This is a genomic window from Agromyces sp. NPDC058126, assembly GCF_042884595.1.
Classification (GTDB): Bacteria; Actinomycetota; Actinomycetes; order Actinomycetales; family Microbacteriaceae; genus Agromyces.
In genome coordinates this window covers 27,620-48,289 of record NZ_JBHVTS010000002.1, presented here as the reverse complement: position 1 = coordinate 48,289, position 20,670 = coordinate 27,620, and the positions used below count along the sequence as shown (strand labels likewise).

General features: G+C 71.5%; 21 protein-coding genes and 1 tRNA gene. 14 read left to right on the top strand and 8 right to left on the bottom strand.

Features of this window, described 5'->3' with window-relative positions:
- Positions 1-31: 31 nt before the first annotated feature.
- Together cysS and rlmB are read left to right on the top strand one after the other, a co-directional pair.
- Positions 32-1,456, top strand: coding sequence for a cysteine--tRNA ligase (gene cysS, locus ACFVTR_RS05495; protein WP_387035454.1), 1,425 nt, complete (start codon positions 32-34; stop codon positions 1,454-1,456).
- On the top strand, positions 1,453-2,487 hold the full coding sequence (gene rlmB / locus ACFVTR_RS05490) for a 23S rRNA (guanosine(2251)-2'-O)-methyltransferase RlmB (RefSeq protein WP_387035452.1): 1,035 nt from the start codon (positions 1,453-1,455) through the stop codon (positions 2,485-2,487). The genes cysS and rlmB overlap by 4 nt, the downstream gene beginning before the upstream one ends.
- Positions 2,488-2,541: 54 nt before the next feature.
- On the opposite strand, the gene ACFVTR_RS05485 is transcribed toward rlmB, so the two are convergent.
- The gene (locus ACFVTR_RS05485) at positions 2,542-3,861 is read right to left on the bottom strand and encodes a DUF4032 domain-containing protein (protein ID WP_387035450.1); all 1,320 of its coding nucleotides are present in this window, start codon (positions 3,859-3,861) and stop codon (positions 2,542-2,544) included.
- 170 nt (positions 3,862-4,031) lie between these two features.
- Entirely contained in the window at positions 4,032-5,132 is a 1,101-nt protein-coding gene (locus ACFVTR_RS05480) for an ABC transporter ATP-binding protein (protein WP_387035448.1), read from the bottom strand.
- A gap of 281 nt (positions 5,133-5,413) precedes the next feature.
- On the opposite strand from ACFVTR_RS05480, the gene ACFVTR_RS05475 reads away from it, so the two are divergent.
- From ACFVTR_RS05475 to ACFVTR_RS05465, 3 genes are all read left to right on the top strand, one after another.
- Entirely contained in the window at positions 5,414-6,346 is a 933-nt protein-coding gene (locus ACFVTR_RS05475) for a DsbA family protein (RefSeq protein ID WP_387035447.1), read from the top strand.
- A 94-nt stretch (positions 6,347-6,440) separates the two neighbouring features.
- Positions 6,441-6,513: transfer RNA gene (locus tag ACFVTR_RS05470), tRNA-Thr, on the top strand.
- Position 6,514: 1 nt separating this feature from the next.
- Entirely contained in the window at positions 6,515-7,588 is a 1,074-nt protein-coding gene (locus ACFVTR_RS05465) for a DMT family transporter (RefSeq protein WP_387035446.1), read from the top strand.
- On the opposite strand, the gene ACFVTR_RS05460 is transcribed toward ACFVTR_RS05465, so the two are convergent.
- Entirely contained in the window at positions 7,572-8,120 is a 549-nt protein-coding gene (locus tag ACFVTR_RS05460; protein WP_387035445.1) for a nitroreductase family protein, read from the bottom strand. The genes ACFVTR_RS05465 and ACFVTR_RS05460 overlap by 17 nt on opposite strands.
- A 1-nt stretch (position 8,121) precedes the next feature.
- Positions 8,122-8,523 carry a peptide-methionine (R)-S-oxide reductase MsrB gene (msrB, locus tag ACFVTR_RS05455; protein WP_387035444.1) on the bottom strand — a complete coding sequence of 134 codons (402 nt, stop codon included), beginning with the start codon at positions 8,521-8,523 and terminating at the stop codon, positions 8,122-8,124.
- A gap of 202 nt (positions 8,524-8,725) precedes the next feature.
- Here msrB and ACFVTR_RS05450 point away from each other — a divergent pair, with 202 nt between their 5' ends.
- From ACFVTR_RS05450 to groL, 5 genes are all read left to right on the top strand, one after another.
- Complete coding sequence (locus ACFVTR_RS05450) at positions 8,726-9,022, top strand: DUF3263 domain-containing protein (protein WP_387035443.1); 297 nt, start codon at positions 8,726-8,728, stop codon at positions 9,020-9,022.
- A gap of 28 nt (positions 9,023-9,050) precedes the next feature.
- Complete coding sequence (locus ACFVTR_RS05445) at positions 9,051-9,596, top strand: LytR C-terminal domain-containing protein (protein WP_387035442.1); 546 nt, start codon at positions 9,051-9,053, stop codon at positions 9,594-9,596.
- 204 nt (positions 9,597-9,800) lie between these two features.
- Positions 9,801-10,004 carry a cold-shock protein gene (locus ACFVTR_RS05440; protein ID WP_022889901.1) on the top strand — a complete coding sequence of 68 codons (204 nt, stop codon included), beginning with the start codon at positions 9,801-9,803 and terminating at the stop codon, positions 10,002-10,004.
- Positions 10,005-10,108: 104 nt separating this feature from the next.
- Positions 10,109-11,158 (top strand): DUF3048 domain-containing protein, encoded by a 1,050-nt coding sequence (locus ACFVTR_RS05435; protein WP_387035440.1) that lies wholly within the window; start codon positions 10,109-10,111, stop codon positions 11,156-11,158.
- 153 nt (positions 11,159-11,311) lie between these two features.
- On the top strand, positions 11,312-12,931 hold the full coding sequence (gene groL, locus ACFVTR_RS05430; protein ID WP_376944517.1) for a chaperonin GroEL: 1,620 nt from the start codon (positions 11,312-11,314) through the stop codon (positions 12,929-12,931).
- Positions 12,932-13,231: 300 nt separating this feature from the next.
- Here the strand turns inward: groL and ACFVTR_RS05425 are convergent, their stop codons facing one another.
- The 4 genes from ACFVTR_RS05425 to ACFVTR_RS05410 form a co-directional block, all read right to left on the bottom strand.
- Positions 13,232-13,522, bottom strand: coding sequence for a WXG100 family type VII secretion target (locus tag ACFVTR_RS05425; protein ID WP_376944519.1), 291 nt, complete (start codon positions 13,520-13,522; stop codon positions 13,232-13,234).
- Between the two features lie 121 nt (positions 13,523-13,643).
- Entirely contained in the window at positions 13,644-15,518 is a 1,875-nt protein-coding gene (locus ACFVTR_RS05420) for an ATP-binding protein (RefSeq protein ID WP_387035438.1), read from the bottom strand.
- A 31-nt stretch (positions 15,519-15,549) separates the two neighbouring features.
- Entirely contained in the window at positions 15,550-16,245 is a 696-nt protein-coding gene (locus tag ACFVTR_RS05415; RefSeq protein ID WP_022889907.1) for a response regulator transcription factor, read from the bottom strand.
- 56 nt (positions 16,246-16,301) lie between these two features.
- Positions 16,302-16,976 (bottom strand): helix-turn-helix transcriptional regulator, encoded by a 675-nt coding sequence (locus tag ACFVTR_RS05410; RefSeq protein WP_387035435.1) that lies wholly within the window; start codon positions 16,974-16,976, stop codon positions 16,302-16,304.
- 86 nt (positions 16,977-17,062) lie between these two features.
- Here ACFVTR_RS05410 and folE point away from each other — a divergent pair, with 86 nt between their 5' ends.
- Genes folE through ACFVTR_RS05390 form a run of 4 tightly spaced genes read left to right on the top strand, consistent with a single transcriptional unit; the run spans position 17,063 to position 20,628 of the window.
- A complete protein-coding gene (folE, locus tag ACFVTR_RS05405; protein WP_387035433.1) occupies positions 17,063-17,698 on the top strand; it encodes a GTP cyclohydrolase I FolE in 636 nt (211 codons plus the stop codon).
- 1 nt (position 17,699) lies between these two features.
- Complete coding sequence (locus ACFVTR_RS05400) at positions 17,700-18,944, top strand: NAD(P)/FAD-dependent oxidoreductase (RefSeq protein WP_387035432.1); 1,245 nt, start codon at positions 17,700-17,702, stop codon at positions 18,942-18,944.
- Positions 18,941-19,867, top strand: a complete 927-nt coding sequence (gene folP / locus ACFVTR_RS05395) for a dihydropteroate synthase (protein WP_387035430.1) — start codon at positions 18,941-18,943, stop codon at positions 19,865-19,867. The genes ACFVTR_RS05400 and folP overlap by 4 nt, the downstream gene beginning before the upstream one ends.
- On the top strand, positions 19,864-20,628 hold the full coding sequence (locus ACFVTR_RS05390) for a pyrimidine reductase family protein (RefSeq protein WP_387035429.1): 765 nt from the start codon (positions 19,864-19,866) through the stop codon (positions 20,626-20,628). Before folP ends, ACFVTR_RS05390 begins: the two co-directional genes overlap by 4 nt.
- Positions 20,629-20,670 lie beyond the last annotated feature (42 nt).

Here is a 20,670-nt window from a genome sequence, read left to right as displayed (position 1 = left end):
CCACGCGGGGTCGCGCCGGTAAGCTTTGCAGGTGACCGTGCGACTCTACGACTCGAAGGCCCAGGCGCTGCGCGACTTCGTGCCCCTGCAGGAGGGGCGCATCGGCATGTACGTCTGCGGTCCGACGGTGCAGTCGAGCCCCCACATCGGCCACCTCCGCAGCGCGCTCGTCTACGACATCATGCGCCGCTGGTTCGCCTACCGCGGCAACGACGTCGTCTTCGTGCGCAACGTCACCGACATCGACGACAAGATCCTGCAGGCCGCCGTCGACGAGGGCACGAGCGACACGTGGTGGGCGCTCGCCTACCGGGTCGAGCTCGAGTTCACCGGGGCCTACAACTCGCTCGGCATCCTCGCGCCGAGCTACGAGCCCCGGGCGACCGCGAGCGTGCAGCAGATGCAGGAGCTCATCGCCCGCCTCATCGAGCGCGGCCACGCGTATCCCGCCGCCGACGGCTCGGGCGACGTCTACTTCGACACCTCGAGCTGGCCCGCCTACGGCGAGCTCACCCGGCAGTCGCGCGACAAGATGGAGGCGGCGGCCGACGCCGACCCGCGCGGCAAGCGCGACCCCCGCGACTTCGCACTGTGGAAGGGCCGCAAGACGAGCGAGCCCGAGTCGGCGAGCTGGCACTCGCCGTGGGGCGACGGCCGGCCCGGCTGGCACATCGAGTGCTCGGCCATGGCCGCCCGCTACCTCGGCTCCGAGTTCGACCTGCACGGCGGCGGGCTCGACCTCCGCTTCCCGCACCACGAGAACGAACTGGCGCAGTCGAGTGCAGCCGGCGACGGCTTCGCCCGCTACTGGGTGCACAACGGCCTCGTCAACATCGGCGGCCAGAAGATGTCGAAGTCGCTCGGCAACTCGGTCTACGCCGCCGAGCTCTTCGCCCTCGCGAGCCCGCTCGCCGTGCGGTACCTGCTCGGCCAGGCGCACTACCGTTCGACCCTCGACTACGCGCCCGCCTCGCTCCTCGAGGCCGAGGCGGCGGTCGACCGCATCCGCGTGTTCCTCGAACGCGTCGAGCGGCGGCTCGCGGGCACCCGCTTCGCGGGCGTCGGCGCCCCCGTCGTGCCCGCGGCCTTCGAGGCCGCGATGGACGACGACCTCGGCGTGCCCCAGGCGCTCGCGGTGCTGCACGACACGGTGCGCGCCGGCAACCAGGCACTCGACGCCGAGGAGCTGCACGACGCGGCGACCGCCCGCGGGCACGTCGCCGCCATGGTGCAGGTGCTCGGCATCGACCCCCGCGACCCCCACTGGTCGGCGGCCGAGCAGGGGCCCGCTGCGGCGGCCCTCGACATGCTCGTCCGTCGCCTCATCGACGACCGGCAGGCCGCCCGCGAGTCGAAGGACTACGCGGCGGCCGACCGGATCCGCGCCGAACTCACGGCCGCGGGCATCACCATCGAAGACAGTCAGACCGGCACGCATTGGAGTTTGGGATCATGAAGGGCAGCAGCGGAAAGTCGCGCGCCGGAGCCGTGCGGAAGGCGAAGAACAAGCAGGTCGGCTCGGGCGGCCAGGGCCGTCAGGCCCTCGAGGGCAAGGGGCCGACGCCCAAGGCCGAAGACCGCGCCTGGCACCCCGCCGGCAAGCGGAAGGCCGCGCAGGAGCGCTACGCCGCCGCGGGCGGTAAGGGCCGGACCGGCGGCAAGGTCGCGGGCCAGGGCCGCGGCTCGAATGCGCCCCGGGGCGCCTCGGGTGCGGCGCGACGCTCGAAGTCGGGCGACGAGTCCGAGATCGTGACGGGCCGCAACTCGGTCGTCGAGGCGCTGCGCACGCGCATCCCCGCGACGACCCTCTACATCGCCGCCCGCATCGAGATGGACGACCGGGTCAAGGAGGCGGTGAAGATCGCCACGAACCGCGGCATCCCGATCCTCGAGGTCATGAAGCCCGAGCTCGACCGCCTCGCGGGCGAGGGCGGCGTGCACCAGGGCCTCGCCCTCAAGGTTCCGCCGTACGAGTACGCGCACCCGATCGAGCTCCTCGACGAGGTCCTCGCGCGCGACGAGACGCCGCTGCTCGTCGCCCTCGACGGCATCACCGACCCGCGCAACCTCGGCGCGATCCTGCGCTCGACGGGCGCCTTCGGCGGCCAGGGCGTCATCGTGCCCCAGCGTCGTTCGGTCGGCGTCAACTCGGCCGCATGGAAGACCTCCGCCGGCGCCGCCGCGCGGGTGCCGGTCGCGATGGCCGCGAACCTCACGCAGACCCTGAAGGGGCTGAAGGAGCGCGGCGTGTTCGTGCTCGGCCTCGACGGCGACGGCGACGTGTCGCTGCCGGGCCTCAGCTGGGCCGACCGTCCGATCGTCGTCGTCGTCGGCAGCGAGGGCAAGGGCCTCTCGCGGCTCGTCGCCGAGACCTGCGACGCGATCGTGTCGATCCCGATCAGCGCGACGACCGAGTCGCTCAACGCCGGCATCGCCGCCTCGGTGACGCTCTACGAGATCTCGAAGCTCCGCGCCGCGGGGGAGTAGCGCGGGCGAGTCGCGTCACCGCGAGGCATCCGGTCGGATGCCTCGCGGCCGCACTCACACCTTCAGGCGCCAGTCGTCGTCGTCATCGGGATCGACGGCGCTCATCGCCGCGGTCTCGGTCGGCACGACCTCGATCGCGGCGGTCAGCGAACCGGTCGGCGGGTCGATCATGGTGGCCTCGTCACGACGGTGGCGCAGCACGGTGTTGATGTACGAGGTCACTGCCTCGGCGAGCGGGATGTCGTGCCCCGCCTGCTGCGCCATGAACCAGCGGTGCTCGAGCAGCTGGTGGAACACCTCGGCCGGCTCGAGCTTGCCCCGCAGCTCGCGTGGGATGGCGCGGACCACGGGCTCGAACACGCGCATGAGCCACTCGTGCGCCACCATCTCCTCGTCGAGCTCGCCCTTGCCGTAGGCGGCGCGGTACGAGTCGAGGTCGTTGAGCAGGCGCCGGGCCTGGTTCTCGCCCGCATCGATGCCGGTGAGGCGGAGGAGCCGGCGCTGGTGGTGCCCCGCGTCGACGACCTTCGGCTGGATCCGCACGGTCGTGCCCGAGGCATCCGTCTTGATCGCGAGCTCCTCGATGTCGAAGCCGAGTTCGTTGAGGCGGTTGACGCGCTCGTTGATGCGCCAGCGCTCGGCCGAGGAGAACGACTCGGAGCCGGTGAGCTCGGTCCAGAGGCTGCGGTACGCCTCGACGATGCCGTTCGAGATGCGCACGGGGTCGAGCTCGTCGGCGACCTTGCCGCCGGCCTCGAGGTCGAGGAGCTCGCCGGCGATGTTCACGCGGGCGATCTCGAGGTCGTTCTCGCGCTGCCCGTTCGAGAGGCCGCCCTCGTAGAGCTTGCCGGTCTCGGCGTCGACGAGGTAGGCGGCGAAGGCGCCCGCGTCGCGGCGGAACAGCGTGTTCGAGAGCGACACGTCGCCCCAGAAGAAGCCGACGATGTGCAGGCGCACGAGCAGCACCGCGAGCGCGTCGACGAGGCGGGTCGCGGTGTCGGGCCGCAGCGTCTGCGAGAAGAGGGCGCGGTACGGGAGCGAGAATCGCAGGTGCCGGGTGACGAGCACGGGCTTCAGCTCGTCGCCCTCGTCGTCGCTGCGGTTCGTGATGACGGCGACGGGGTCGACGCAGGGGATCTCGAGGCGCTGCAGCGTCCGCAGCATCTCGTACTCGCCCTTCGCCATCTCGGCGGTCGTCTCCTTGATGGCGACGACGTGCCCGCCGAGGTGCGCGAAGCGCACGAGGTGGCGGGAGATGCCCTTCGGGAGGGCGGCGATCGTGTCGCTCGGCCACGACTCGAGCGGAAGGTGCCACGGCAGGTCGAGGAGGGCCGGGTCGGCCATCGCCGAAGTGATGGAAAGTGATCCGCTCATCGTCGTCTCAGCGTAGCCGGGTCGGGCAGCATCGAAGCGAGGTGATGGAGAGTGAACCGCTCATGGGTCGATCCTTCCAGACGTGCGGATGCCCCGTGGGCGCCCTCGGAGGACGACGATGCCGGCCGGGCGAACCGCCCGACCGGCATCGGTCGTCATGAGGCGCGAGGTCAGCTGACGACGGCCTTGTTGCCGAGGCGCTCGCCCGACTCGGCGTCGAAGAGGTGCACGTGGTTCGGCGTCGCGGTGAGGTACACCTTCTCGCCGGCGTTCGGGTGCGCGCGGCCGTCGACGCGGGCGACGATGTCGGTGCGCTTGCCCTCGACGGTCGAGTGGCCGTAGAGGTAGCCGTCGGCGCCGAGCTCCTCGACGAGGTCGACGTCGACCTCGAGGCCCTCGCCCGGGGTCGACGAGACGACGATGTCTTCAGGGCGGACGCCGATGGTGGCGACCGCGCTGGTGGCCTCGGCGAGGACGTCGCGGTCGACCGGCACGACGGCCGAGCCGAACTTGACGCCCGACTCGACGAGGTCGGCGTGGAACAAGTTCATCGCGGGCGAGCCGATGAAGCCGGCGACGAACACGTTCTGCGGCTTCTCGTAAAGGTCGCGCGGGGTGCCGACCTGCTGGAGCAGGCCGTCCTTCAGCACGGCGATGCGGTCGCCCATGGTGAGCGCCTCGGTCTGGTCGTGCGTGACGTAGACGGTGGTGACGCCGAGGCGGCGCTGCAGCGAGGCGATCTGCGTGCGGGTCTGCACGCGGAGCTTCGCGTCGAGGTTCGAGAGCGGCTCGTCCATGAGGAAGACCTGGGGCTGGCGCACGATGGCGCGGCCCATGGCGACGCGCTGGCGCTGACCGCCCGAGAGGGCCTTCGGCTTGCGCGAGAGGTAGGGCTCGAGGTCGAGGAGCTTGGCGGCCTCGAGGACGCGCGCGGCGCGCTCCTCCTTGCCGACGCCGGCGATCTTGAGCGCGAAGCCCATGTTCTCGGCGACCGTCATGTGCGGGTACAGCGCGTAGTTCTGGAAGACCATCGCGATGTCGCGGTCCTTCGGGGGCACGTCGGTGACGTTGCGGTCGCCGATGAAGATGTTGCCGTCGTTGACCTCTTCGAGGCCCGCGAGCATGCGGAGCGACGTGGACTTGCCGCAACCCGACGGGCCGACGAGCACGAGGAACTCGCCGTCGGCGATCTCGAGGTCGAGCTGGTCGACCGCGGGGCGGGTGCCGCCCGGGTACAGGCGGGTGGCCTTGTCGAACGTGACTGACGCCATGGTGCTTTCTCTCCTTCACCGGCAGGTACGTGCCGGACGATCCGTAGTGAATGGAAGCGCGTCGACATCGACGCCTCCTCAGTATCGCACGCGCGAAGGGGGCTCCCGACCAGTGGGGTGGATGCCCCGGCGCCGACCCCGAGGCATCCTCAGCTGCGGCCCGGTGGAGGTGGAGGGCGCGTTCAGTGGCCGTTTGGGTGATTCACAGCCATCCTCCCTACTATCGTCATTGCGTGCGCCTGCACTCGCGCGCGCCCACACAGCGACCGGAGTGACCATCGATGAGCAACGGCGGATCGAACCAGCCACGCCCCACCCGTAACCAGCAGCGCGAAGCCGCGCGCGAGAAGGCCAGGGAGCTGCGCGAAGCGCAGAAGAAGCGTGAGCGCCGAAACAAGTTCCTGCTGGTCGGCGGCGTGACCGTCGCCGTCATCCTCGTGATCGGCCTGGTCATCGGCGTCGTCGTGCAGAACATGAAGCCCGCGGGCCCCGGCCCCGCCAACATGGCCAGCAACGGCATCCTGCTCACCGGAGTCGACGGCGTCGTCACCCCGGTCGAGACGAAGTCGCTCCCCGCCGACGCCGACCCGATCCCCACCGAGCAGGACGACAGCGGCACGGTCGCGAACATCGTCGTCTACGTCGACTACCTGTGCCCCTTCTGCGGCCAGTTCGAGACGACGAACGGCGAGACGATCCGCACGATGGTCGAGCAGGGCGCGGCCACCCTCGAGACGCACCCCCTCGCGATCCTCACGAACAAGTCGGCGGGCACCCAATACTCGCTGCGTGCGGCGAACGCCGCGGCGTGCGTGGCCGACACCTCGCCCGAGTCGTTCTTCGACTTCAACGCGCTGCTCTTCGCGAACCAGCCCGAGGAGGGATCGACCGGTCTCACGAACGACGAGATCAAGGGCTTCGTGAAGGAGGCCGGTGCATCGTCGGTCGGCACGATCGAGAGCTGCATGGACTCGAAGGAGTTCTTCGGCTGGGTGAACAACGCGACCGAGCGGGCGCTCACGCAGCCCGTGCCGAACTCCGACCTCGAGTCGATCAAGGGCACCCCGACCGTGCTCGTGAACGGCAAGCAGTACGTGGGTTCGCTCACCGACCCGGCCGAGTTCCAGTCGTTCGTGCTGCAGGCCACGGGCGAGGCCTTCTCGGAGTCGAACTCCACGCCGACCCCGACCCCCACCCCGACGCCCGCGTCGTAGTCGCGACTCATCCCGACGAAGGCCCGGCGTTCGCGCCGGGCCTTCGTCGTCGGTGCCGCCCGGGTAGGATGATCCGACGGGGCCTCCGCCCTCTGCCGGCTTGGCGCAATTGGTAGCGCACCGCTCTTGTAAAGCGGTGGTTACGGGTTCGAGTCCCGTAGCCGGCTCTTGACCGAAGACATCGCCGGCGCACCGTCGAACGCCGAACCGCACAGCCCCGCCCACCGACATGCGCACGTCCATCCGCATGTCGAACGCACCCGCATGCCGCTCTGGATCGCGGTCGTGCTCGCGATCGTGTTCGGCGCGGGCACCGCGGTCCAGTCGCGCATCAACGGCCAGCTCGCCGCCGAGCTCGACGACCCCTACACGGCGGCGGCGATCTCGTTCGGCACGGGACTCGTCATCCTGACGGTCGCGCTCACGGTGTGGCGCCCGGGCCGGGAGGGCATTGGGCGGGTCCTCGCCGGCCTCCGTGCCGGGCGCCTCGCGTGGTGGATGGTGCTCGGCGGGCTCGCCGGCGCCTGGTTCGTCGTCACCCAGGGGCTCTCGGCCGGCGTGCTCGGCGTGGCCATGTTCACGGTCGCGATCGTGGCGGGCCAGACCATCGGCGGCATCGTGTTCGACCTGATCGGACTCGGCCCCGGCGGTCGGCGCCCGCTCACCCCGATGCGCGTGCTCGGTGCGCTGCTCGCACTCGTCGCGATCGGCTGGGCCGTGTCGGCGCAGCTCGCGCACGACGTGCCGCTGCTCGTGATGCTGTTCCCGTTCGTCGCCGGACTCGGCGTCGGCTGGCAGCAGGCCGTCAACGGGCGGGTGAAGGCCGAGGCGGGCAGCGCGCTCACCGCGGCGTTCGGCAACTTCCTCGTCGGCACCGTCGCGCTCGTGGTCGTCATGCTCGGGCACGCGGCGATCGCGGGATGGCCCGAGCGGCTGCCGGCTGAGCCCTGGCTCTACCTCGGCGGTGCGATCGGCTGCATCTTCATCGCCGGGCAGGCGCTCGTCGTGCGCGTCATCGGCGTGCTGATGCTCGCCCTCTGCGGCGTCGCCGGTCAGCTCGCCGGGGCGCTCGCCCTCGACCTGCTGCTGCCCACCGGCCGGCCGGTCGACGCCGCCACGATCGGCGGTACCGTGCTCGCCGTCATCGCGGTCGCGGTCGCGTCGATCCGGTGGTCGCGCCACCGGCACCGCGCGGACGAGCCCGGCGAGGGCGAGGATGCCGCGGTCAGTCGATCGAACTGAACCGCGGCGCCGGACGCTCCGACGGGCGCCCGGGGCGCCCGCCGTCGGGTCGCCCGCCGACGTACAGCCAGCCGAGCAGCTGCTCGCCCGGGCCGAGCTCGTGCATCTCGGCGACGGCCGGATGCCTCGTGAACGGCCCCGTGCGCCACATGACGCCCCAGCCGGCCTCGTCGAGGAGCAGGCTCAGGAGGTGACCGACGCCGGCGGCGGCGGCGAGCTGCTCCCATTCGGGCGCCTTCGGGTGGAATCGCGGCGAGAGCACGAGCGCGAGCACCAGCGGCGCCCGGAGGGGCTTGGCTGCGAGCATCTCGGCCGCGTGGCCCTCGAAGCCCGACGCAGCCACGAGGGCTGAGCCGAGCCGCTCGCGAGCGGCGCCGCGGAGCGCGATCGTGCGCCACGGCCGGAGGGCGGCGTGGTCGGCGACCCGCTCGGCGACGCCGAGCAGCTCGAGGAGCTCGGCGTCGTCGGGCGCGGCATCCGTCACCTTCGGCGCCGAACGCCGGGCGAGCGCCGCTTCGCGAACCGACGCCACCTCAGGACTCGGGCGTGAAGCCGAGGGCGAGCGAGTTCATGCAGTACCGGTCGCCCGTGGGGGTGCCGAACCCGTCGGGGAAGACATGGCCGAGGTGCGAGCCGCAGTTCGCGCAGCGGACCTCGGTGCGGACCATGCCGAGCGTCCGGTCCTCGATGAGCTCGACCGCCTCAGGGCGCACCGACTCGAAGAAGCTCGGCCAGCCGCAGCCCGAGTCGAACTTCGTGCCGCTCTTGAAGAGCTCGGCCTTGCACGCGGCGCAGTTGTAGACGCCGGCGCGCTCCTCGTCGAGCAGCTCGCCCGTCCAGGGGCGCTCGGTCGCCGCCTCGCGGAGCACCGAGTACTGGTCGTCGCCCAGCTCGGCTCGCCACTCGGCATCGCTCTTGTTCACGGGGTAGGACATGGGGTGCTCCTCTCGGGGTGCGGTCGACGGGTTCAATCGTCTCAGCTCGGCCGGACGGGTGCGGCCGCAACGGATGCAACACCGCGGAGCGGCGGTCTGTTCCGGCCGACGGCACACGCCGCGATCACTCGGCGCACTCTCGGCGGGCGTTCCCTAGTATGTGCTGCAGGCGGTGCGTCGACCGCCGCGACGGGAGGAACGGATGAGCGCGGAGCGCGTGCCCGACCGACCGGCTGCCGTCGGCCTCGACGACCGCCAGCTCCGCGTGCTCGCCTTCGAGGCGCGCGCGTGGCAGCAGCCCGCCCGCAAGGCCGAGGCGATCCGCGACGAGTTCGACATCTCCGCCGCCCGCTACTATCGGATTCTCGGCGAGCTCATCGACTCGCCGGCGGCGCTCCGCCACGATCCGATGCTCGTCAAGCGACTGCAGCGGATGCGTTCGGCGCGTCGGGCGGCACGCTCCAGCCGTTCGATTCCCCTCGGCCGACCGCTCGACTGAGCCCGGCCCCGACCCGAATCTGGATCACATGGCGCAGAAGTTCCCTCGCGATCGCTTCGACACGATCCCGCACGGCATCGACCGCGTCGGCGCCCATCGCGCGCCCGCCCGCCGCGGGGCGCGATGGATCCGATTCGGCTGGGCCGCGCTCGCGACCGTGGTGCTCGCCGGGGTCGGCATCGCGGGCGTCATGATCTTCAACGACCGGCTGAACGCCGCGAGCGGGCCCGACCCGGCTTCGACGCCGACGCCGACCGCGACCGCGGAGCCGACGATCGCGCCCGAGGTGAAGGTGACCGTGCTGAACGGCACCACGACCGCCGGGCTCGCGGCCAAGGCCACCGAGGCGCTCACCGCCGGCGGTGTGCCGGTCGACGCCACGGCCAACGCGAGTGCGAGCGACCTCACGGAGACGGTCGTCTACTACGCGACTCCCGACCTGGAGGGTGCCGCGCGCGGCGTCGCGACGCTGCTGCCCGAGGCCGACGTGCGCCTCTCCGAGAGCTTCGCCGAGACGGGCACGCCGCTCGTGCTCGTGCTCGGTTCGGACTACGCGGAGGCCACGGCCGGCTGAGCCGGGCGAATCGTTGCCATTCTGCGACCATTCGTGACGCGCACCCCCTTGCGTCCGGACGGCGCGGTGTGACTATCTGGAGTTGGTCGCCCGAGCCCGTGTGCACGTCCGGCACCTCAGGTGCCTCGTTCGCCCGCGTCGAGGGCGACCCGGTACAGGCGACAGGCAGGTGCTGATCCACACACCGCAACATGGGAGCAACGAATGGCGAACGGAACCGTCAAGTGGTTCAACGCTGAAAAGGGATACGGGTTCATCACCGTCGACGGGGACGGCCAGGACGTCTTCGTCCACTACTCCGCCATCGACATGGCCGGGTACAAGGTGCTCGAAGAGGGCCAGCAGGTCGTCTTCGAGGTCGGCACGGGGTCGAAGGGACCGCAGGCCGAGGCCGTTCGTCCCGCCTGAGCGCACACGTATTCCGAACGCGCCGTCGCCCCTCCGACGGTGCGTTCGGCGTGTCCGGGGAGGAACGGAGGCCGACGCTCCCCGCGCCTCGCTAGCATGTGGCCATGGCCACGGGGGTCCGAGCGACCTTTCGGCGACGAGGGGCCGCCCTCGCCGTCGTCGCCGTCGCGGCAGTGCTCGTCGTGGGCTGCCAGCAGGCGCCGCCCGAGCCGACCCCCACGCCGACCGTGGAGCCCCGGCCGGTCGGGAGCTCGCAGCCGTTCGCCGTGGCGTACTCCCCGCTCCGGGGCACGCCGACTGACCCGGACGCGCCGCAGCATCCTTCGCTCGCCGCCAAGATCGACAACCATGAAGATGCGCGACCGCAGATCGCGCTGAACCGGACCGACCTCGTCTTCGAGGAACTCGTGGAGGGCGGCCTCACCCGCTACCTCGCGGTCTGGCACTCCGACATGCCTGACGCGATCGGGCCGGTGCGCTCCATCCGCCCGATGGATCCCGACATCGCCTCCCCGCTCGGCGGCGTCATCGCGTACTCGGGCGGTCAGGACCAGTTCGTCGCGATGATGATGGCGACCCCGCTCGTCAACGTCGTCTTCGACCTCGACGAGACAGGGCTGTACTCCCGGGCCGACGAGCGGCCGGGCCCGCACGACGTGATCCTCGACGCCACCGAGACGATGGCGCGCAACGCGAAGCTCGAACCGCCGCCCGTGCTGTTCGAGTACGGCACGGCCGACCCGCTCGCCGATCCGGCCTTCGCCGCCGCGCCGACCTCGCGCATCGCCCTCGTCTTCTCCGAGGGGCGATCGCCGTCGTGGGACTGGGACGCCGGTTCGTCCTCGTGGCTGCGCTCGCAGGAGGGGACCGCGGACCTCGAGGCCGGGGGCGCACGGGTGCGCGCGACGAACGTCGTGACGCTCGAGGTCGGCATCGACTGGCGCTACGGCGAGGTGCCGAAGACCGTGCTCATCGGGTCGGGGGAGGCCTGGGTGTCGGTCGGCGGCCGCACGGCGCACGGCACCTGGTCGAAGGACGCCGCGGCCTCGCCGATCGTGCTCACGGCCGACGACGGCTCACCGCTGCGGCTCGCGCCCGGCAACACGTGGATCGAACTCCTGCCGGAGAGCGGCAGCGCCTCGTTCGCCCCGTGACGGGCCCCGCGTTGTTCGCGCTCGGCGTGCACCGAGGGCGCCGGGCTCGCTTGCACTCGTGGCGGTCGAGTGCCAGAATCGTCTTAGCACTCACGTGATTTGAGTGCTAATCACGAATCTTTGAAGACGTCCGAGAAGGGGCGAGAAACACACATGGCAAAGATCATTGCTTTCGATGAGGAGGCCCGCCGCGGCCTCGAGCGTGGCCTCAACACGCTCGCCGACGCCGTCAAGGTGACCCTCGGCCCGCGCGGTCGCAACGTCGTGCTCGAGAAGAAGTGGGGCGCCCCCACGATCACGAACGACGGCGTGTCGATCGCCAAGGAGATCGAGCTCGACGACCCGTACGAGAAGATCGGCGCCGAGCTCGTCAAGGAGGTCGCCAAGAAGACCGACGACGTCGCCGGCGACGGCACCACCACCTCGGTCGTGCTCGCCCAGGCGCTCGTGCGCGAGGGCCTCCGCAACGTCGCCGCAGGCGCCGACCCCATCTCGCTGAAGCGCGGCATCGAGAAGGCCGTCCAGGCCGTCGAGGCCGAGCTCCTCGCGAACGCGAAGGACGTCGAGACGAAGGAAGAGATCGCCGCCACGGCGTCGATCTCGGCCGCCGACGAGCAGATCGGTGCGCTCATCGCCGAGGCGATCGACAAGGTCGGCAAGGAGGGCGTCGTCACCGTCGAGGAGTCGAACACCTTCGGCACCGAGCTCGAGCTCACCGAGGGCATGCGCTTCGACAAGGGCTACCTGTCGGCGTACTTCGTCACCGACCCCGAGCGCCAGGAGGCGGTCTTCGAGGACCCCTACATCCTGATCGTCAACAGCAAGGTCTCGAACATCAAGGACCTGCTGCCCATCGTCGACAAGGTGATCCAGACCGGCAAGCAGCTGCTCATCATCGCCGAGGACGTCGACGGCGAGGCGCTCGCGACCCTGATCGTCAACAAGATCCGCGGCATCTTCAAGTCGGTCGCCGTCAAGGCTCCCGGCTTCGGCGACCGTCGCAAGGCGCAGCTCCAGGACATCGCGATCCTCACCGGCGGCCAGGTCATCTCCGAGGAGGTCGGCCTCAAGCTCGAGAACGTCACCCTCGACCTGCTCGGCCAGGCCCGCAAGGTCATCATCACCAAGGACGAGACGACCATCGTCGAGGGTGCCGGTGACGAGGAGGCCATCGCCGGCCGCGTCGCGCAGATCCGCAAGGAGATCGACAACACCGACTCCGACTACGACCGCGAGAAGCTCCAGGAGCGCCTCGCCAAGCTCGCCGGCGGCGTCGCCGTCATCAAGGCGGGTGCGGCCACCGAGGTCGAGCTCAAGGAGCGCAAGCACCGCATCGAAGACGCGGTCCGCAACGCGAAGGCCGCCGTCGAGGAGGGCATCGTCGCCGGTGGTGGCGTCGCGCTCATCCAGGCCGGCAAGACCGCCTTCGAGAAGCTCGAGGTCTCGGGCGACGAGGCGACCGGTGCGAACATCGTGCGCGTCGCGATCGACGCCCCGCTCAAGCAGATCGCCCTCAACGCCGGCCTCGAGCCGGGCGTCGTGGTCGACCGCGTGCGCAACCTCCCGGTCGGCCAGGGCCTCAACGCCGCGACCGGCGAGTACGTCGACATGCTCGCTGCGGGCATCAACGACCCGGTGAAGGTCACCCGCTCGGCGCTGCTCAACGCGGCTTCGATCGCCGGCCTCTTCCTCACCACCGAGGCCGTCGTCGCCGACAAGCCCGAGAAGAACCCGGTTCCGGCCGGCGACCCCACGGGTGGCATGGACTTCTAAGCAGGTCCGCGACACGCGATCGCACGAAGGGCGTCTCCTCAGGGAGGCGCCCTTCGTCGTGCGCGGCCTGCGTGCGGTCGGCGGAGGCCCGCGGTTCGCTGCGGCCGCCGAGGCCCGCGACGGGCTCAGCGCAGCCGCACCGGGAACAGCTCGGTGCGGGCAAACGACCCGCTCGCGCCGATCGGCGAGGCGTGCACGTCGAGGGTCGGCGAGGTCGGCATCGAGCGCGGACTGTCGGGGAACCGGAGTCATCGCCCGGGTCCGGTGCGGGCGTCACCCGTGGCGGTGCTCGCCGACGACTCAGCGCAGGAACAGTCGCGCGTTCGCCTGCTCCGCCTCGGTGTACTGCGTCGCGGCGATGCCGAGCGCGCGGCTGAGCCCGACGAGGCTCTGCTCGACCTGGAGCTGCGTGGCCCGCCAGTCGGAGACCGCGCCCTGGAACGCGCTCGAGGCCTGACCCGACCACGACGACTGCAGACCGGTGAGCTGGGCGAGGAGCGCCTGCACATCGGATTGGATGCGCCCGATCGTGCCCTGCGCGGTCTGTGTGGCTGCGGCGACCTGTTCGGCGTCGACGTGGTAGCTGGTCATGGGGCATCCCTTCGTTCGGTGTGCCCACACGCTATTCGGACGTCGCGTCACGGCCGCCGTGAGCGCAAGCGCCGGGAGGCGGAACGGTCGCGCCACGACTGGGGAGGAGGGGTGCCCCGGCTCACACCTCGGCGATCGGCTGCGGCGCCGCCGACGAACCGGCGAGCGGCAGCATGACCCGGAACGTCGCTCCTCCGCCCGGCGTCTCGACCACGTCGACCGCGCCGTTGTGCGCCGCGACGATCGAGGAGACGATCGCGAGCCCGAGGCCCGAGCCGCCCGTCTCGCGCGTGCGCGAGGTGTCAGCGCGCCAGAACCGCTGGAAGATCTTCTCGCGGATCTGCGGCGGGATGCCCTCGCCGTGGTCGACGACCTCGATCATCGCGCGCTCGGCGGCATCGTCGATCGACACGCGGATCTCGAGCGGGCTGCCGTCGTTCGTGAAGCGGATCGCGTTGCCCATCAGGTTCGTGATGACCTGGCGGATCTTGTTCTCCTCCGCGAGCACCACCGCACGGCGGACCGGCTTCGGCGTCGCCTCGGCGGCATGCGCGGCCGCGGTCTCCGCCGCCTCGGCGGCTTCCGCCGCCGTGCGTTCGGCGGCCTTGGCCGCGGCCTCGGCCTCGGCACGGGCGGTGTGCGCCGCGTTCTGCCGGCCCGCGCGTCGCGCAGCCTGGGCGGCCGCATTCGCCGCACGACGGGCGGCCTGGGCCTCCTTGCGCGCCACGGCCGCCGGCGAGGGCTCGCTGCGGGGCTGCCGCCCGCGCAGGCGCGCCAGCGTGGCGCCGGCGAACGAGATGGGACCGGTCGAGGCGGTGCGGGCGCCGGGGTCGAGCTCGACCTCCAGCTCGGGTGCGGCGTCGGCCGCGGCATCCGCGTCGCTCGGCTCCTCTGGCGCGATCACCGTGACGGTACGACCGGGGTTCGCCGCCATGGTGTCGAGGGCCGCGTCGCGGGCGAGCGGCACGAGGTCGACCTCGGCGAGCTCGAGCGGCTTCGCCTCGTCGAGGCGGGCGAGCGCGAGCAGGTCCTCGACGAGGCCGCCCATGCGGATGGCCTCCTTCTCGATCCGGTCCATCGCCTGCGCGACCTCGTCGGGCGACTGCAGCGCGCCCATCCGGTAGAGCTCGGCGTAGCCGCGCACGGAGACGAGCGGGGTGCGCAGCTCGTGCGAGGCGTCGCCGACGAACCGGCGCATCTGGTCGATCGTGCGGGCGCGGTCGCGGAACGCGCGGTCGATGCGGTTGAGCATCGTGTTGAGCGAACGGTTGAGGCGGCCGACCTCGGTGTTCGGCGTCGCACCGCCGAGCCGCTGGCTGAAGTCGCCGTCGGCGATGGCCGCGGCCGTGCGTTCGACCTCGCGGAGCGGGCCGAAGGTGCTCGTCACGAGCATCCGGGTGAGGAGGGCGCCGACAAGCACCACGCCGAAGCCGAAGCCGAAGAAGATCGTGAGGTAGACGGCGAGCAGGCGCTCGGTGTCCTGCGTGGAGACGGCGATCACGATCGGCACCAGCGTGCCGTGAGAGTCGGCCGTCATGAGCGCCGCGACGGCGCGGAAGGTCGGGTCGCCGTTCGCATCGTCGAGCGGGAACGTCTCGTAGTGCCCGCTGTTGATCGCGGTGACCTGCGCCTGGGTCATCGTCGCCGGGAAGTCCGGCCACTGCTCCTCGGGGACGTCCTCCCAGTTGTTGCGCTTGTATTCGCCGGTCGCGGTGTAGATCGCGACGAACACGTCGTCCTTCGACGAGAAGTCGAGCTGGTTGAGGTTCGTCTGGACGCGGGGCTTGTCGCTGTCGATCTCGAAGTACTGCTTCATCGACCCCGAGGCGATCGCCTCGAGCTTCGATCCCATCTGGTCCTCGACGTAGGAGCGCAGCATCGCGGCCGTGCCGATGCCCGAGACGAGCAGCCCGAGCGTCAGCATCAGCACCGTCACCCCGGTGATCTTGGTGCGGAGCGAGATGCGGTTCCACCGCTCGAACAACGTCTGATTCATGGCGGGCCGAGTCTAGGCGGCGGAACCTGAGTCAGGGCTTGGAGGAGGACTTGAGCATGTAGCCGAACCCCCGCTTGGTCTGGATGAGCGGTTCGGCCGAGTGCTGGTCGAGCTTGCGGCGCAGGTACGAGATGTAACTCTCGACGATGCCGGCGTCGCCGTTGAAGTCGTACTCCCACACGTGGTCGAGGATCTGCGCCTTCGACAGCACGCGGTTCGGGTTGAGCATGAGGTAGCGCAGCAGCTTGAACTCGGTGGGGGAGAGCTCGACCGGCACGTCGCCGACCAGGACCTCGTGCGTGTCCTGGTCCATCGTGAGTTCGCCGGTGCGGATCACCGCGTCCTCCTCGGCGTGCATGGTGCGGCGGAGGATCGCCTTGATGCGCGCCACGATCTCGTCGAGCGAGAAGGGCTTGGTGACGTAGTCGTCGCCGCCGACCGTGAGGCCGGTGATCTTGTCCTCGGTGTCGTCCTTCGCGGTGAGGAAGAGGATCGGGGCCGTGTAGCCCGCCGAGCGCAGCCGCTTGGTGACGCCGAAGCCGTTCATGTCGGGCAGCATCACGTCGAGGATGATCAGGTCGGGCTCCTCCTCGAGCACCGCCGAGATGGTCTGCGCGCCGTTGCCGACGGCGCGCACCGCGAAGCCGGCGAAGCGCAGGCTGGTCGTGAGGAGGTCACGGATGTTGGGCTCGTCGTCGACGATGAGAATGCGAGGTCCGTCGCTCATGACTCGATTCTCTTGACGTTCGCTGAATCTTGGCTGTGAGTCGTGTGGGTGAGAGGTCACTGCGGCGGGGCGATGACCCGGATGCAGCAGTTGCCGGCGCCGGGATCGAGGAGCACCCGGGCGGGATCGGTGCCCGTCGAACGCGCCATCCCGCAGACGAGCGCATGGTTCAGGTCGCAGACGACGGCGGCGTTCTCGAGGGCGAGCCGGTGGAACGGGCAGGTGCCGAGGGTGACGCCCGCTTCGCCGTCGTCGTGGGGTTCGAAGCCGGCGTCCGCCAGGGCGGTGCCGAGATCGTCGGATGCCCCGGCGAGGCCCCGCCCCGCCCGTTCGGCGGCCTCGTGCAGCGCGTCGCGCACGGGGACGTCGTCGGCGACGGCCCGGCCGATCGCCTCCGCCATGACCCGGCCGCCGAGTTCGTAGAGGCGCGACGGCAGGCTGAGCGCCACCTCGCCGTCGGCACGGCGGTAGAGCTTCGCCGGTCGGCCGGCGCCGGGGCCGGTGCGCCCGGTGAGCCGCCGGGACTCGGTCACGAGGAGTCCCGCCTCGACGAGTCGGTCGAGGTGGAAGGCCGCCGTGCTCCTCGGCAGGTCGAGCGCCTCGGCGACGTGGTCGCGCCCGACGGCGTCGCGGCTGGTCGCGACGACGCGGTAGACGCGGCGACGCGCCGGGTCTGCGAGCGCGCCGACCGCGCTGATCGGGTCGGGGTCGCCCATCGCTGCGGTGCCCATGACCGGATCATATCTCTAAATGCAGCAATTGTTGACAAAAGAATTCCGCGGGCCTAGCCTCGGCAGCAGGGAGCCCGGAGGGAAACATGACGTCGAGCGAATCCGCAGCAGCGGCCGAGGTGCCGAGGCTGCACGCCGTCACCGACGACGAGGTCGGGTACGCCATCGACCGCGAGGGGGCCGCCGACGCGGTGCGGGCGCTGCTCGTCGCGCTCGGCCGCGACGTCGAGAGCGAGCATCTCGCCGATACGCCCCGACGGGTCGCCGACGCGTACATCGAGATGCTGACGCCTCGCCCGTTCACGCCGACGACCTTCCCCGGCGAGGGGTACGGCGAACTCGTCGTCGTCCGCGACATCCCGTTCGACTCGCTCTGCGAGCATCACCTGCTGCCCTTCCGCGGCGTCGCCCACCTCGGGTACGTTCCCGGCAACCGGATCATCGGGCTCTCGAAGCTCGCCCGGGTGGTCGAGCAGTACGCCCGCGACCTGCAGGTGCAGGAGCGGCTGACCCGGCAGATCGCCGACCGGCTGGTCGAGGTGCTCCACCCCGAGGGCGTGGGCGTGGTGCTCGAGGCCGAACACCTCTGCATGTCGTTGCGGGGCGTGCAGGTGGCCGGCACCCGGACGATCACGAGCTCCCTCGCGGGCACCGTTCGCGAGGACGACCGCCTCCGCCGCGAGTTCCTCGAGCGCTGCGGCGTCGGCAGAACGGAGCATTGACATGAGCGACGAACGACTCGTGATCGTCGGCGGCGGACTCGCGGCCGCCCGTGCGGCGGAGGGGGCGAGGCAGGCCGGGCACGCCGGTCCCGTCACGATCGTCGCCGGCGAGGACGCGATGCCCTACATCCGTCCGCCGCTCTCGAAGGAGTTCCTGACGGGCGCGGCGGAGCGGGACGTCGTGGACGTCCACCCGGCCGAGTGGTACGCCGACGAGCGCGTCGAGGTGCTGCGCGGGGTGCGCGCGACCGAAGTCGACCCGGCGGCGCACCGCGTCCGTCTCGCTGACGGACGCACGCTCGACTACTCGCGCCTGCTCCTCGCGACGGGCGCGAGCGCCAGGCGATGGCGCGCACCCGAGGGCGAGCTCGCCGGAGTGCACGTGCTGCGGTCCTTCGCCGATTCCGCCGCGCTCCGCAACGGGCTCTCGGGTGGCGGGCGGCGCATGGTCGCGATCGGTGCAGGATGGATCGGCCTCGAGGCGACCGCCGCGGCGCGCGGGTACGGCGACGAGGTCACGGTCGTCGCGCCCGAGGCCGTGCCGCTCGCGGCCGCCGTCGGCACCGCGGTCGGCGAGGTGTTCGCCGGGCTGCACCGCGCGCACGGCGTCGATCTCCGGATGTCGACCGGGGTCGCCGGCATCCGCGGCACCGACGGGCGCGCGACTGGCGTCGAGCTCGACACCGGCGAGACGCTGCCGGCCGACCTCGTGCTCGTCGGCATCGGCGCGGTGCCCGAGACCGGCCTCGCCGAGGCGGCGGGCCTCGAGGTGCGCAACGGCATCGTCGTGGATGCCTCGTTCCGCACCAGCGCCGACGACGTCTACGCCGTCGGCGACGTCGCGAGCGTCTACCACCCCGTCCTCGAGGCGCACCTGCGCACCGAGCACTGGGCGAACGCCGAGAACGCGGGACGGGCCGCGGGCCGCGTGCTCGCGGGCGAGTCGCTGGAATACGCCGAGATCCCGTACTTCTACACCGACCAGTACGATCTCGGCATGGAGTACTCGGGCTACGGACCCCTCGCCGACGGCGTCGACCCGGTGTTCCGCGGCGACCGCGACGGCCGCGAGTTCATCGCCTTCTGGCAGCGCGACGGGCGGGTCGTCGCCGGCATGAACGTCAACGTGTGGGACGTGAACGAGGCGGTGCAGCGGCTGATCCGCTCGGGTGCCCGGCTCGATCCGGCGCGCCTCGCCGACCCGGCGGTGCCCCTCGACGAGCTCGTGGCCGAGGCATCCGCGTGACCGGAGCGCCGCCGACCGGCTGGGTCGACCCGAATCTCGGCGAGCCGGTGCGCCGCATCGCGGGGCGCGAGGTCGACTTCCGGCGCTCCCTCGCGATCATGGCGGTCGTGAACCGCACCCCCGACTCGTTCTACGACCGCGGCGCCACCTTCGGGTTCGATGCGGCCGTCGAGGCCGCCCGCCGCGCGATCGACGCGGGGGCCGCGTGGATCGACATCGGGGGAGCGAAGTTCGGGCCGGGGCCGGCGATCCCCGTCGCCGAGGAGATCGACCGGGTCGTCCCCGTCGTCGCCGCGCTCGCCGGATCGGGTGCCGCAATCTCGGTCGACACCTTCCATGCCGAGGTCGCCGCCGCGGCGATCGCCGCCGGCGCGCACGTCGTCAACGACACGACCGGGGTGCACGACCCCGCGCTCGCCGAGGTCGTCGCCGACTCCGAGGCGACGCTCGTCATCACCCACAGCCGGGCGCAGCCGCGCCAGTGGTTCCCGAAGCCGCAGTACGACGACGTCGTCGGCGAGATCTCCGCGTTCCTCGAGCAGCGCGTCGAGCTCGCGGTCTCGCGGGGCGTGCCCGAGTCCCGCATCGTGCTCGACCCGGGCCACGACCTCAACAAGAACACCCTGCAGACGCTCGAGCTGACCCGCCGGTTCGGCGAGTTCACGCGCCTCGGCTTCCCGCTCGTCGCCGCCGTCTCGAACAAGGACTTCATCGGCGAGAGCCTCGACCGGCCGCGCGGTGAGCGCCTCGCCGGCTCGATCGCGGCGGCCGTCTTCTGCGCGCTCCAGGGCGCGCGCATCCTGCGCATGCACAACATCGTCGAGTCGGTCGACGCGGCACGCATGGTCGAGGCGATCATGGGATGGCGCGAGCCCGCATACCTCAAGCACAACATGCTCGACGGCCCGAACGAGGAGCCGTGAGCGGGGCCGAGGGTCGCTCGCCCGCCGAGGCCGGCGGCGCCGTCGACCGGGCCGGGCTGCTCGCCGCCTACGCCCTGCCCGACCGCGAGACGCCCCGCGTCCGCATGAACTTCGTGATGAGCCTCGACGGCGCCGTGGCGCTCGGCGGGCGCAGCGGCGGCCTCGGCGACGACGCCGACCGGCTCGCGATGGGGGTGCTGCGCACGCTCGCCGACGTCGTCCTCGTCGGCGCGGGGACGGTGCGCGCCGAGGGCTACGGCGGACTGCGCCTCCGAGACGAGAACGCGGAGTGGCGTCGCGAGCACGGCCTCGCCGACGAGCCGCGCCTCGCGGTCGTCTCCTCGGCGCTCGACCTCGAACCCGAGCACCCGTTCTTCGCCGAGGCGGTCACCCGCCCGATCGTCGTCACGCACGCGGCATCCGACCCGGCGCGTCGCGCTGCGCTCGCCGAGGTCGCCGACGTCCTCGTCTGCGGGCAGACGGCCGTCGACCCGATCGCGATGCGCGACGCGCTCGCCGGGGCGGGGCTCCCGCAGATCCTCTGCGAGGGCGGTCCCCACCTGTTCGCCGCGCTCGTCGAGGTCGACGCCGTCGACGAGCTGTGCCTCAGCCTCAGCGCGCTGCTCGTCTCCGGCGACGCCGGTCGCATCACCGCAGGAGGGCGCGAGCACGCGCGCCGCATGCGGCTCGTGCACGCGATCCCCGCGGGCGACCTGCTGCTCCTCCGCTACGCCCGCGCGGCTCCCGTCGCTCGCGACTGAACCAGATCTCCGCGATGGATCCCGAAGCGTCGTGGGTTCGGT

Bases quoted from the DNA above. Each gene is read 5' to 3' on its own strand.
- rlmB (WP_387035452.1), top strand. From the start codon at position 1,453: ATGAAGGGCAGCAGCGGAAAGTCGCGCGCCGGAGCCGTGCGGAAGGCG.
- ACFVTR_RS05485 (WP_387035450.1), bottom strand. From the start codon at position 3,861: ATGAGCGGATCACTTTCCATCACTTCGGCGATGGCCGACCCGGCCCTC.
- ACFVTR_RS05480 (WP_387035448.1), bottom strand. From the start codon at position 5,132: ATGGCGTCAGTCACGTTCGACAAGGCCACCCGCCTGTACCCGGGCGGC.
- ACFVTR_RS05475 (WP_387035447.1), top strand. From the start codon at position 5,414: ATGAGCAACGGCGGATCGAACCAGCCACGCCCCACCCGTAACCAGCAG.
- msrB (WP_387035444.1), bottom strand. From the start codon at position 8,523: ATGTCCTACCCCGTGAACAAGAGCGATGCCGAGTGGCGAGCCGAGCTG.
- ACFVTR_RS05450 (WP_387035443.1), top strand. From the start codon at position 8,726: ATGAGCGCGGAGCGCGTGCCCGACCGACCGGCTGCCGTCGGCCTCGAC.
- ACFVTR_RS05445 (WP_387035442.1), top strand. From the start codon at position 9,051: ATGGCGCAGAAGTTCCCTCGCGATCGCTTCGACACGATCCCGCACGGC.
- ACFVTR_RS05440 (WP_022889901.1), top strand. From the start codon at position 9,801: ATGGCGAACGGAACCGTCAAGTGGTTCAACGCTGAAAAGGGATACGGG.
- ACFVTR_RS05435 (WP_387035440.1), top strand. From the start codon at position 10,109: ATGGCCACGGGGGTCCGAGCGACCTTTCGGCGACGAGGGGCCGCCCTC.
- groL (WP_376944517.1), top strand. From the start codon at position 11,312: ATGGCAAAGATCATTGCTTTCGATGAGGAGGCCCGCCGCGGCCTCGAG.
- ACFVTR_RS05425 (WP_376944519.1), bottom strand. From the start codon at position 13,522: ATGACCAGCTACCACGTCGACGCCGAACAGGTCGCCGCAGCCACACAG.
- ACFVTR_RS05420 (WP_387035438.1), bottom strand. From the start codon at position 15,518: ATGAATCAGACGTTGTTCGAGCGGTGGAACCGCATCTCGCTCCGCACC.
- ACFVTR_RS05415 (WP_022889907.1), bottom strand. From the start codon at position 16,245: ATGAGCGACGGACCTCGCATTCTCATCGTCGACGACGAGCCCAACATC.
- ACFVTR_RS05410 (WP_387035435.1), bottom strand. From the start codon at position 16,976: ATGGGCACCGCAGCGATGGGCGACCCCGACCCGATCAGCGCGGTCGGC.
- folE (WP_387035433.1), top strand. From the start codon at position 17,063: ATGACGTCGAGCGAATCCGCAGCAGCGGCCGAGGTGCCGAGGCTGCAC.
- ACFVTR_RS05400 (WP_387035432.1), top strand. From the start codon at position 17,700: ATGAGCGACGAACGACTCGTGATCGTCGGCGGCGGACTCGCGGCCGCC.